This is a genomic window from Polyangium sp. y55x31, assembly GCF_029946505.1.
Taxonomy (GTDB): domain Bacteria; phylum Myxococcota_A; class Polyangia; order Polyangiales; family Polyangiaceae; genus Polyangium.
On sequence record NZ_JARZHG010000015.1, the window covers coordinates 158,078 to 170,493 of the forward strand.

At 69.6% G+C, this 12,416-nt stretch carries 8 protein-coding genes; 5 read left to right on the forward strand and 3 right to left on the reverse strand.

What is annotated here, in order from left to right; genetic code table 11:
- The first annotated feature begins 9 nt into the window (after window positions 1-9).
- The 4 genes from QHF84_RS25525 to QHF84_RS25540 all read left to right on the forward strand — a co-directional run bounded on the left by QHF84_RS25525 (window position 10) and on the right by QHF84_RS25540 (window position 7,606).
- Entirely contained in the window at window positions 10-1,848 is a 1,839-nt protein-coding gene (locus QHF84_RS25525) for a VWA domain-containing protein (protein ID WP_281316018.1), read from the forward strand.
- 259 nt (window positions 1,849-2,107) lie between these two features.
- Complete coding sequence (locus tag QHF84_RS25530; RefSeq protein ID WP_281316019.1) at window positions 2,108-3,148, forward strand: tetratricopeptide repeat protein; 1,041 nt, start codon at window positions 2,108-2,110, stop codon at window positions 3,146-3,148.
- A 147-nt stretch (window positions 3,149-3,295) separates the two neighbouring features.
- Complete coding sequence (locus QHF84_RS25535; RefSeq protein ID WP_281316020.1) at window positions 3,296-6,931, forward strand: hypothetical protein; 3,636 nt, start codon at window positions 3,296-3,298, stop codon at window positions 6,929-6,931.
- Window positions 6,932-7,093: 162 nt separating this feature from the next.
- Entirely contained in the window at window positions 7,094-7,606 is a 513-nt protein-coding gene (locus QHF84_RS25540) for a class I SAM-dependent methyltransferase (protein ID WP_281316021.1), read from the forward strand.
- 3 nt (window positions 7,607-7,609) lie between these two features.
- Here the strand turns inward: QHF84_RS25540 and QHF84_RS25545 are convergent, their stop codons facing one another.
- Window positions 7,610-8,533 (reverse strand): adenylate/guanylate cyclase domain-containing protein, encoded by a 924-nt coding sequence (locus QHF84_RS25545; RefSeq protein ID WP_281316022.1) that lies wholly within the window; start codon window positions 8,531-8,533, stop codon window positions 7,610-7,612.
- A 48-nt stretch (window positions 8,534-8,581) separates the two neighbouring features.
- Window positions 8,582-9,976 (reverse strand): SIR2 family protein, encoded by a 1,395-nt coding sequence (locus QHF84_RS25550; protein ID WP_281316023.1) that lies wholly within the window; start codon window positions 9,974-9,976, stop codon window positions 8,582-8,584.
- 83 nt (window positions 9,977-10,059) lie between these two features.
- Here QHF84_RS25550 and QHF84_RS25555 point away from each other — a divergent pair, with 83 nt between their 5' ends.
- Window positions 10,060-11,526, forward strand: a complete 1,467-nt coding sequence (locus QHF84_RS25555; RefSeq protein ID WP_281316024.1) for a 5'-methylthioadenosine/S-adenosylhomocysteine nucleosidase — start codon at window positions 10,060-10,062, stop codon at window positions 11,524-11,526.
- 10 nt (window positions 11,527-11,536) lie between these two features.
- On the opposite strand, the gene QHF84_RS25560 is transcribed toward QHF84_RS25555, so the two are convergent.
- Complete coding sequence (locus QHF84_RS25560; protein ID WP_281316025.1) at window positions 11,537-12,253, reverse strand: DNA-directed RNA polymerase; 717 nt, start codon at window positions 12,251-12,253, stop codon at window positions 11,537-11,539.
- Window positions 12,254-12,416: the final 163 nt, after the last annotated feature.

Below are 12,416 nucleotides of genomic sequence, written 5' to 3' on the forward strand. Positions count from 1 at the left end.
GGAAACTCCGTGAAAGCGACTTACGCATTGAGCAAGCCGACGATCGTCGTCGGTGAGTCCACCAAGCTATCGCTCGTCGTCCGCTTCGGGGCGGAGGGGAAAAAAGAAGACGCGCCGAGAAGGAAGCTCAACCTGAGCCTCGTGCTCGATCGCTCCGGCTCGATGGGCGGCACGCCGCTGCGGCAGGCGATCAAGGCCGCGCAGGCGCTCGTCGGCGAGATGAAGGAAGACGATCGCGTGAGCGTCGTCATCTTCGACGACAGCGCCGACACGATCGTCGATCCGGTGCCCGCCAAGGACAAGAAGGGCATCCAGGAGAAGATCGGCAAGGCGCGCGCCGGCGGCTGCACGAACCTGTCGGGCGGCTGGCTCGAAGGCGTCAAGCACGTGAAGAAGCACGCGCAGAAGGACGAGGTGAACCGCGTCCTCGTGCTCACCGACGGCCAGGCGAACATGGGGATCACCGATCCCGACGTGCTGAAGAAGACGGCCGGCGAGAAGGCGCGCGAGGGCGTCGTGACCACGACGCTCGGCTTCGGCTCGGGCTTCAACGAGGACCTGCTCATCGGCATGGCCCGCGAGGCCGAGGGCAACTTCTATTTCATCGAGTCACCCGAGGACGTCGAGCAGGTCTTCAAGATCGAGCTCGAAGGTTTGTCCTCCGTGATCGGGCAGAACCTCGTGGTGAGCGTGCGGCCCGACGACGTCGTGGAGCACGGCTGGGTGCTGAACAAGTACCGCATCCAGGAGAAGGGGAACGAGCTCGAAGTGACGCTCGGCGACGTGTACGCCGTGGAAGACAAGGTCCTCGCGCTCGAGCTCGAGGTGAAGCCGACGAAGGCCGGGACGATCAAGGTCGCGTCGATCCAGTTCCAGTACCAGACGGTGGTCGACGGCTCGATCAAGGACGGGTCGGGCGAGTTCGTCGTGACCGTGAACGCGGGCACGGCGGAAGAAGCGGCCGCGGCAGCGCAGGACATCAACGTCATCGGCGAGGCGCGGCGCCTGGAGACGGCGAAGCTCAAGGACGAGGCGGTCGATCTCGCGGACAAGGGCGACCTCAAGAACGCAGCGCAGAAGCTCAGGAAGATGGCCGAGGATCTGCGCAACAGCCCGCTCGCGAACCAGTTCGCGTTCGCCGAGGAGATCGAGCAGCTCGAGCACTTCGCCGACCGGCTGGAGAAGCGCTCGTACGACGGCGTGCTCCGCAAGGAGCTGCGCGATCAGTCGTACCAGGCCGGCACGCGTAACCGCAGCGACCTCGCGCAGCGCGGCACGGCCGGCGGCAGCGCGGCGGGTTTGCCCACGGTCACGAGCGCGGACGGCGGCGTGGTGGTGCGCTGCGAGAAGGAGGGCGGCAAGCTCCGGATCAAGGTGATCTCGGACGGCTTCGATTCGTCGAAGAACGTGCAGTTCCCGCGCGCGATCCGGCAGGAGGGCGTGACGTACCTCGTCGAGAACGTGGTGGGGAGCAACGACGGGAGCTTCTACCGCGCGGCTGGCTGGATCAAGCGGCTGCTCCGGCCGGGCGAGACGGTGAGCGTGAGCTCCGGCGGTTCGAGCCGGCGGTCGTCGGGGTCGTCCTCGAAGGCGGCGAAGACGCCGGCGACGGCGGCGGATCTGCCGACGTGCACGGAGATCGGCGACGGCGTGCTCGTGCAATGCGTGCCCGAGGGCAAGAAGCTCCGCGCGCGCGTGGTGAGCGACGGCTACAACCCGAACTGGAACATCCGCTTCCCGCGCAGCATCCGCGAGCTCGGCGTGCTCTACGTCTGCGACGAGGTCGTCGAGGCCTCGGGCGGCGGCTCGTACATCGCGGGCGGCGAGATCAAGCGGCTCATTCAGTAAAACGACGCCGGGCGCGGCGCTCGCTCGGGCGCCGCGCCCCGTTTGTCCCGCCATCCACGCTCGACCGGAAGAACGGGCGAGAGCGCGGCAAGCCCTGGAAAAATGTTTCCTCGGCCCCGCGCAGGGGGTACGCTTCCTCCGGCCCATGCCCCGTTCGACGAAAAAAACTCCCGAAACGAAAAGCACCACCCGGAAAATCCCGGCGAAACGAACCACGAAGCGCGCCGCGCCGAGGCGCGCGGCCGGGTCCGAGAGCGGAATGCCTGCCTGGGCCGCGCTCAACAACCGTGGCAATCGCAAGCAGGAGGAGGGCGATCTCGACGGCGCGATCGCCGATTTCACCGAAGCCATGAAGCTCGCGCCCGGCGAGCACGCGCCGGTGTACAACCGCGGCAATGCCCGGTCGCTCGCCGGTGATGTCCACGGCGCGCTCGACGATTACACGAAGGCAATCGAGATGGCGCCGGAATTCGCGCCCGCCTGGCAGCGCCGCGGGTTGACGAAGCAGCGGCACGGCAATCTCGAAGGCGCGATCATCGACCTCGACGAGTCCATTCGCCTCGCGCCGGACGAGCCGAGCGCCTATGGCGAGCGGGCCGCGCTCCGGGCGCTGCGCGCCGATTTCGCGGGCGCCGTGGAGGACTGCGAGCGCGCCCTGGCGATGGCCCCGCCCGACTGGCACCATCGCTCGAACACGCAGCACCTGCTCGACACGATTCGCAAGGCCGAGGGGAATCAGAGGAACGGAACGATGGAAGCCAAAAAGGACGGAAAGAAGGCGCGCAAGGGCGCGAAGAGCGCAATGGCGGAGGAGGCGCCGCCGACGGCCCGGACGGTCGTCGAGGAGGTGCTCGGTGCGTCGGGCTTTTCGTTCGCGCTTTCCGAGGACGAGGCGGGGTACATCGACTACCTGGCCCCGGTCGGTCAGGGGATCGTGGAGTCGTTCGCGGTCCGTCTGTCCGAGGAGCTCGAGCGGGTCGTCGTGTACGTGATGTTCGAGCCGAAAGCGAAGAAGGAGCTGCGCGCAGAGCTCGCCGAGTTCGTCACGCGCGCGAATTTCGGCATGGGCGATGGCAATTTCGAGATGGACTTCGACGACGGGTCCGTCCGGTTCAAGATCGCCCTCGATTACACCGACGAGATCCTCTCGCCGCTGCTCGTGCGAAACATGATCTTCGACGCGATGGATACGACCGAGGTCTACGCGGACGCACTCGCGCGCGTGATCGCCGGCAAGGCCAAAGCAAAGACGGCCGTTCGTGCTGCCGAGAAGGCGGCGATGGAGTCGGGCCAGCTCTGATTGCGCTTGGGGGCTACGCTCGGCGAGCCCCCAAACCCTCCGATTTGCGCTTGGGGGCTACGCCCCCAAACCCCGGGCGTCGCGACCGCGCGACCCTCTTGTACCGCGCCCGCAACATGCGAGAGTAGGCCGCTGGAGGGTTTTCGATTGCCTACCGCTCGGGATGGCTACCTCGCCGTGTTCGCGTCGGCCCGCAGCGACGCGGGACGCGCGATGGCCCTGGCAAACGTCGCGGCCCTGCTCGCCCACCGCGGCGACAAGGTCCTCGTCGTCGACCTCGCCGTCGACTCGCCCACGCTCACGCGGTACTTCCCGGACGACACGAAGCGCCGCGCCGCCACGTCGAACACCCCGAGGCCGCGGCCCGCGCCCGGCGTGGTCGATCTGCTCGCCGCCGTGCGCGAAGAAGCCCGGCGCTTTCCCGCGACGCGCGGGCCCGCCGGCGGCGGCGCGGCGCGCGAACTCGTCGAGCGCATCATCGAGGCGAACGATGCCGCGATCCGGCGCGTGCCCCTGCGCTACCCCGGCCTGCCCGAGGACCGGACGGTGGAGCTTCACTTCCTGCCCGTCGGCGGCGAGGACACGCCGCGCGAGCGAAACCGCCCGCTCGATGGGCTCGAAGCCTTCCCCGGCGTGCTCGAAGAGATCGCCGCAGCGCTGCGCGGGCGCTACGACGCGGTGCTCCTCGACGCGCCGACGGGCGAGACCGAGACGACGGCGCTCCTCGCCTCGCACTTCGCCGACAAGCTCGTGGTGGTGCTCGACGACGCGTCGCTCGAAGAGGCCATCGAGCTCGGCGCCTGGGCGCACGGCAGGCGCGCGATCGCCTCGACGGATCGGCCGATCCACCTGTTCCCGCTGCTCGTGCACGTGGCCGACGGCCCCGCGGGCCGCGCGTTCGTCGAGGAGGCGCGGCCGCGGCTCGAAGCGCTCTTGCGATCCACCCTCGCGCTGCCCACGTGTGATCTTTCGCTATACCTCGAGCTCGCGCAGATCCCGCAGCGCAGCACCACGAAGCCCGCCCCGCGCCTCGCCGCCGAGGTGGAGCCGACGTCGGATCCGCAGGGTCTTTCACACGCGTACTTCCGCTTCGTGCAGTGCCTCTCGAAGACGAGCCCGATCAAGGTCGGCGCGCGCGCGCGGCCCATGTCGGCGGAGCTGCTCTCGGCGATCGAGGCGCGCCGCGCGGCGCCCCAGGCGACGCCCGCCGAAGGCATCCGTGTCGTGCCCACGGAGAGGCCGAGCTCGCCCGGGCTCTCGGCCTCGCCCGGGGCCACGTCGAGCAGCCGCCCGACGAGCCCCACGGAGAGGCCGGCGCGGCCCGATCCGCTCTCGTCACGCAAGCTCTCGGCCCAGCACGCCGAGCGCCTGGCCGAGGCGATGGCGCTCCGCGCGCAGGGGCGAAACGCCGAGGCCGCCAAGATCTGCGCGGCGATCGTGCGCGAGGCGGTGCGCGACGAACGAGGGAGCAAGGAGACGGCGAAGGCGTTCCTCGCGCTCGGCGATCTCTCGGCGCAGACCGAGACGGGCGAGTACGACGAGGTCGTCCGGAGGTTCCACGACCGCAGGCACGAGGATCCCGAGATCTTCGAGGCCGTGCTGCTCGCGCTCTACCGCAGGGGCAAACGCCACGCGGCCCGCGAGCGCTTCGCCCTCGCGACCGATAGCCTCGCGGCCGCGCTGGAGCTCGCCGGAGAGTGGAAGTTTGCAGGTCAAACGTCCTCGGTGGATCTGCGCGCCCTCGCGGCGGACGCGGCGCTCGCGCTCGGCGTGATCTCGATCGAGCGGGGCGACGACGCGCGCGCGCTCGCGGCGCTCGGTCACGCGGCGCTGTCGACGTCGGGCGGGAGCAGCGCAGCGCAGCGGGAGACGGAGGCGGCAGCCGCGTGCCTGACGGCGTTCGTGCTCGCGCGCTCGGGCCGACCGGACGAGGCCGCCGAGCGGGCGAGCGCGCTGCGCGAGCGGCTCGGCCCTTCGCCGACCCCGGCGGAAGGCGCGCTCGCGGCGATCGCGGCGTGCAACGAGGGCGCCGCGCTCGGGCTCGCGGGGCGCTACGACGACGCGCTCGCGGTGCTCGGCGCGCTCTCCGAGCGGCTCGCGGGGACGTGGCAGAGCCCGTTCCACGAGGTCGCGGCGGCGGCGGCCTACAACGAAGCGGCGGTGCTCGCGCGCGCGGGCAAGCCCGAGGCTGCGCTCGAACGGCTCGGGTGGCTGCGCGCCTCGTTCGGCGGGCTCGGCGCGGTGGTACACCGCGTGCGCTTCTCGGCGGCGCTGCTCGAAGGGCACGTGCTCTCCACGCTCGGCCGGAAGGACGAGGCGATCGCGTGGCTCGAAGCGCTGCAGAACGCGCTGCGCTGGGTGGATGTTTGTCTGGACCACCCGGGCGAGGTCTACATCCGCGAGCGCCGCGCCGACATCGCCTGGTACCTCACGCTGATGCGCGAGCAGGCCCGCGGCGTGGACGAGCTGCCGGGGCTCTTGCAAGCGAGCGAGGAGGAGGGCGACGCGCGGCACGGGCGCGTGCACCTGCGCGCGGCCTTCGAGCTCGTGCGGCACGGGCGCAGGCTCGACGATCTCGGCGCCCACCGCGCGGCCGTCGCCTGCTACGAGGAGGCGATGTCGCGGCTCGAGCGCGCAGGCTCGCGGCCGCCGGGCGACGCGGCGATGCTCGCCTGCGCGGGCCTCGTGGCGTTGTCGCGCGGCGCGGCGCAGCGCGGTATCCCGCTCCTGCGCAAGGCCGCCGAGCAAGGCGGGACGGCGGCGCTGCAATGGTCCGTGGAGCGCATGCTGGGGGAAGGACTCGACGTCGAGGCGCTGGTCGCGGCCGTTCGCGAGGCCTTCGACTGGGTCCCGCGCGACCGCACGGACGCGCTGCGCGCCGCCGATCCGCTCGGCGTGACCTTGATCCGCGCGCTCGTCTACCCGGGTCGCCCGCCCGAACCGCTCCTGCCTCCCCTGCCCTTCCCGCCCGTGGCCGCGCGGTTCGCGGCCTCGGCCACGCCCGCGCTCGCGCTCGATGCGCCGGGCCTGCCGCAGACGGCCGCGCTCACGCACGTGGGCCGGCTGCTCTTGCTCGATCCTCCCGACGGCACGGAGAACGACCTCGCCACGTTCGGCCCGCGTGCGACTGAGCCCGTGAAATCGACGCGGATCTCGCCGGTCTCGCTCGCGTCTCCGCTCACCTGGCCCGAGCGCGCCGTCGCGCCTGCGGGCGCGGCCGAGGAGCTCGGCAGCGCGATCGACGCGCTCTATCCGCGCTCTTCGCCCATGGCCGCGCTGATCCACGGCCAGGCGACGGGGTCCGACGGCGTGGTCGTCACGGCGCCGCCGGTCGCCATCGCCGTGGAACTGCGCGACGGCACAACCTTTCGCATCGCCGTGCTGAGCGATGTGCACGGCCACGATCGGCTGATCTACGACGGCGTCACCTCGATCCAGTTCCGCGACGGCCAGGGCCCGTCGGCGCCGCGCCGCGTGGCCACGCCCCTGCTCGCGCTCTGGCGTGCGCTCGCGATGGGCCCGCAGGGCGCGTTTTCCCTCGCGCTCGCGCCGGGGTCGTCTTCGCCCACGACGGTCGTGCTCACGGGCACGCCGCGCGAGCCTGGCACGGGGATCCTGCGCGTGGAGCTCCACGTCGATCGTGTGCTCGTGACGCGCGGGGATCCCGCGGCGCTCCGGCGTGTCGTCGCCGAGGACGTCGACGGCGTGGTGTATCGGTTCGAGGTCGAAGCGACGGTCGGCAAGATCGAGCCTTCACTTTTCGGAAGCATCCCGGGCCTGTAGGCCGTGACAACGTGGGAAAGGCGCGGCGCAGGTCGCGCCGTTCCTGCGCAACCTGCGCAGCCGTCCGAGGACACGCGACGCAAAACCGGGCGTCAACGCCGTGGCACGTGAGGTGCAAAGGCCTCATCCGCTCACGTCACGTTTTCCTGCTCCGGCTGCACCATGAACCACGTCGCCCTGCAACCGATCCAAGTCGCCGAGCGGCCCCGATGGGAGCTCGAAGCATTTCATCGATCGCCGAGCCTTCGGATGGACCTCGTGGCGCTCTTCACGATGCTCGACGAGCTGCCGTTCCGCTCGATGCTGGACGTCGGCAGCAGGACGGGGCTCGTGGTGCGCGAGGCGCGGGGGCTACATCCCGGAAGGCGCATCGACGGGGTCGATCGATTCGATTTCGGCGCGGGCGCGCGGCGGCTGCGGAAGCGATACGACGTGATGACGGCGGTCCACGCGTTGAACCACGTGCCGCACCTGGATCAGGCCGCGGCGCGCATGGCCGAGCATCTGACGGCGGGCGGGCACGTGGTGGTCGTCAATCCGAACCCGGCATTCACGTGGATCGGCATCGAATACCTCGATCCCCGGACCCTCGACCACGTGATGGCGCCGCACGGGCTCCGGCGGGTGCGGCGGCTCGAATACGGCAACGAGCTGCTCGTGTACCGGAAAAACTGAGCGTCAATCCTCGCGGACGGCCGTCACCTCGAAGAGCTCGTGCTCGCCGGTTTTTCCTTTGACGGCGACGCGCGCGGTTTTTCCGATCACGACGCGCCCGGAGAGCTCGCGAAACATGGCCTCCGAGACGAGCAGGCGGGCGCCGACGTCCTTCGTGGCGGATTCGATGCGGCTCGCGAAATTGACGGCGTCGCCGATCGCGGTGATCGCCTTCCGATCGCTCGAGCCGATCGGGCCGACGACGGCCTCGCCGTAATGGATCCCGATCCCGATGTCGAAGGCGTGCCCGTACGTCGCGAGGAGGTACGGCGTCATTTTCGCTTTCATCGCCGAGAGCATGCCGAGCGCGGCGCGCACCGCGCGCATCGGGGCGTCGGGTTTGCCGTCGACCCCGAAGAGCGCCATGAAGCCGTCGCCCATGTAATTGTTGATGAACCCGCCCTCGGTCGCGACCGCGCTGCCCATCGCCTCGAAATGGCGGTTCAGGACGTGAATCACGTCGTACGGCAAGAGGGCCTCGGTGAACGGGGTGAAGCCGCGGATGTCGGAGAAAAGGATGGCGACGCGGATCTCCTCGCCGACCGGGGTGAGGTCGACCTTCGACTTGCGCATGCGGCCGACGAGCGCGACGTCGTCGTCGTCGAGCACGAGCCTGCGCACGCGCACCGACCCGCGCACCGTGGCCTGGCAAGCGATGCGGACCTCGCGCGGCAAGCCGAGGCGCTCGGCGAGCGCGCGCTCGACCTCGTTCGGCGGCTCGATGTTGTCGAGCCCCTCGATCACGATCACCCGGCACGTCGAGCAACGCGCGTGGCCGCCGCAGACGTGGGTGTGAGGGATGCCGGCGGAGAGCGCGGCATTCAAGAGGGTTTGTCTCTCCTCGACGTCGATGCGGATCTGATCGGGCGCGTAGAAGATGCTCGGCATCGCCGGGCATCGTAGGGCGCGAGGGCCCTCGAAATCCACCCCGAAGCTTTACGTCGCGAGCTTGCCGAGGCAGCGCTCGATGGCCGCGAGGATCGCGCCTTCGTCCTTCGTCTCCGGCCCGAGCGCATCGAACGAGGCCGCGTCGATTTCCGCGGGGAGCAGGGCTATGGCGTTTGCGCGCATGGATTCGTGAATCACCCGCGCCGCGTGCCCCGTGGCCGCGATCGGCAGAACCACGAGGCCCTGCGTTTTCGCGATCTCGAACTCTTCCAGCACCCCGGGCGCGGGCGCGCCGCGCCGCAATCCCCCGATGACGATCATCACGCCCGCCTGCGCGATCAGGTTCTCGCGGGATTTTCGCTTCCACGCCTCCAGCGACGCGCCGGGCGGGACCACCTCGCGGACCGGGCGCACCACGAGGCGCCTCGAAATGGCCGCGGCCGTCCGTCCGTCGAGCGCCTCGACGAGCCCCGTGACCGCCGCGCTGCCCACGACACGCCCGAGCCCCGTCACGAGCCGCAGGTTTTTCGAGCCCACGATGCGCCCGACGCCGCGCGCGATCGTCGTGACGAACGCGCGCTCCTTCTCGTCCCCGTCCTCGGGAAAACTGCCCGACACGAACACGCTGCGCCGCGCCCGACGCCGCTCCAGCTCGCGAAGGATGTCCGTGATCTCGGCATAATCCTTCACCACGATCGCGCGAATGCCATAACGATGCAGGTCGGTGACGAGGTGCTCGAACCGCCGCGCGGCGTACGGGTCCGAGGGGCGCTTCAGGATCGTGTAATGCTGGCGCTGGCCATCGTCGAAGGATCGGCGCAGCGCGGAGAGGACGTGCCCGAGGTTCGGATCCGTGAAGCTCAATCCGAGGAACAGGAACGTGCGCGTCGTGAGGTCGCTCCCGAGGATCTGCAAAAACCCCGGCCGCGAGCGCGCATAAAGCTCGTAATCGTCCTTCGTCAGGACGATCTCGTCCGGATGCGAGGCCGTTCCGTGCATCTTGAAGAGCGCCGCGTCGGCTTCGGGGTCCGAGGTCGTGAGGTCGCGGCTGCGCGATTTGACGTCGAGGACCTTGCCCGCCTGTCGCCACGCGCCTTCGAGAATCTCGTCGTAGTTCGTGGTCCAGACGTGGCCAATCGGGAGACGCGCGAGGATCCGGTGGTTGTCCGGGATGGAGACCTCGCGATCGAACGTGCGCCGGACCAGGGATTCGAGGCGCGTGCGGCTGCCGGCATACCGATTGACGTAAAATTGGGCGAGCGAGACGAGGTCGTGCTCTTCGTCGACATCGAGCCCGATCTCGCGCGCCATGCCTTCGAGCAGCTTGCCCCAGCCTGGCAGATCGGCGGCCATCGACAAACCCGCGCCGACGAACAGCGCCGCGCTCCCGCGTTCGAGGGCGTCGACGTAATCTCGCAGGAAATCGGTGAGGCCCTGATCCATGCTCGGCTCCTCCGCGCTCGACCCACGCCGCGCGTTTGCTGAAGCGTACACCCGAGGCGAGACGCCTGGTAGACTCCACCATCATGAGGGACGCCGCAGAGGGGCAGGAGATGTGGGTGCAGGTCGCGGGCACGGGTTCGCGAAAAGCGCCGTTGCCCAGGACGGAGGAGCTCACGGCGCAAGCGATCGGGCGGGCGCTGGCGCACAGCGGCGCAGGGCTCGTGACGTGCGGCTGGAACGGCGTGGACAAAGCCGCGACGATGGCCTTCGCCGGTGAGCTGCAAGCCCTCGGGCTCCCGCTCTCCACGCGCCTCAAGCAAATCGTGCCGCGCCCCGACGAGCCCTCCTTTTTCGGCGGGGACGTGGTTTACGTGGAGAAAGGTGTCCCCGAATGGGTCGAGAGCGTCAGGCGCGCGCAAGCCGTGATCCTCATCGGCGGCATCAGCGGTACGTACAAGACATACCAAACCGCGCGTAATGAGCAGGTGCCCGTCTTTCCGCTGCCGTCCACGGGCGGCGACGCGAAGAAAGCATTCGACGAGATCATGGCCGATTTCGAGGGTTCCGGCCTCTACCGGCGCGTGACGCGGGCGCAGATCGCCGCGCTCGATACGCCGATCACCACACGCGAGGCGGCCGACGACGTGGCCGAGCGGCTGCTCGATCTCATCACGGAAGAGGTCTCGGGCCGCAAACCGATCACCGCCGCGGATCGGCCGAAGGAGCCGCGGCAGCCGAAGAGCGCGGCGAAAACGAAGCCCGAGCGGGTCGATTTTTTGCTGGTCACGGCGCTGCCCGAGGAGCGCGACGCGCTCTTGCGGCGCCTGCCCGGCTTCGAGCGGGTCGTGCCGCGCAAGGACGATGTGCACGTCTATTTCCGCGCCACGTTGCCCGTCGCGGACGGCGCGGGCAGCTATCGAATCGTGGTGCTGCCGCTGCTCGGAATGGGCCGCGTGAATGCGGCGACGGCGACGAGCGAGGCGATCAAGCGCTGGCGGCCGCGGCACGTGGTGCTCGTGGGGATCGCGGGGGGCGTCGCGGGGCGGAGCGTCTCGCTCGGGGATCTTTTGATCTCGGAGCAGGTCGTCGATTACGAGCTGCAAAAGCTCACGGAGCAGGGGATCGAGGTGCGGTGGTCGGTGCACAAAGCATCACGTCGGCTTTATGCAGCGGCGCTGAACGTGCTCGGCGACGCGTGGACGCAGAGCCTTACGGTGCCGCGCCCGGGCGAGGGCGCGCCGCGGATCCACCTCGGGCCCATCGCGTCGGGCGACAAGGTCGTCGCGGTCGGGCGGGTGCTCACGGAGTATCGGAACGTGTGGCCGAGCTTGATCGGCGTGGAGATGGAGGCCGCGGGCGTGGCGAGCGCTTGCTTCGCGGCGGCGCGTCAGCCGGAGTTCTTCATGGTGCGCGGCGTGTCGGACCTCGCCGACGAGAACAAGAACACGCCGCGCGTGCAAGAATTTCGAGCGTATGCCTGCGACGTGGCCGCGGGGTACACGGTGGAGCTCTTGAAGAGCCACCCGATTCCGTTTTTGAAGAGCAAGTAGCGCGAGCGAATCACTTCGGCTCGAGCTTCACGCCGTGCAGGACGTTCCGCTTCTTGTCGACTTCCTCCAGGAGATCGGAGTCGATGAGCAGGTGCGCCTGCATGCTGTCCTCTTCGCTGTTCCAGAGCTTGCCCGCGAACGAGATGCGGCCCGCGCTGTCGGTGTCGAGCCAGTAATTGCCGCTCGCGTCGTCGCCGGCCACGGTCGAGGAGCCGGTGAGCGGCTCATTGCCGTCATTGCCCGGGAACGGGTTCGGAGGCTGCGCGAACTCCTGGCCGAGCAGGTTCGTCACGTTCCGCTCGAACGGCGACGCGGGCGAAGGATCGAGCGCGAGGGGGCGCAAAAACCCTCGATCGTTCATCGCGAGGCGCGAGCCCTTCACGGTGAACACGAGCGAGGTGCCCGGCTCGAAGCTCACGGCGAGCGCGCGCGGGCCGACCTTCACGGCGACGCCCGGGGTCTTCGCCGGAATCACGACCTCCTCGATCTGCTTGCCCGAGATGAGCAGCAACTTGTGGCCCGGGGTGATCTTGCGGCCGCCCGACTCGATCTCGCGGCGGAGCGTGATGCCGTGCGAGGTGTAGAACTGAAGGTTCTTGACCTCGTCGTCCGTGAGCCCGTGCTCGGTGCGGATCTCGTGGGTGAAAGGAACGAGGCTCGCGCAGCCCGTGAGGCCCGAGAGGGCGACGGTGGCGAGGGCGGCGAGGAGAGCAGGACGGGCAACCATCGGGATCCCCCGAGGAGAGCGCAGCGAGGGGCGGCTTTCAAGGGCCGGCGTGGAAGGACGGGCAGTGGCGAGGCTGGATCGAGGCGCGGGCGACATGCCCCGAGAACGTCCCGAGGTCGGCGAGCCTTACACGCGCGCCCCGGAGGTGTGCGTTGACGAGGTC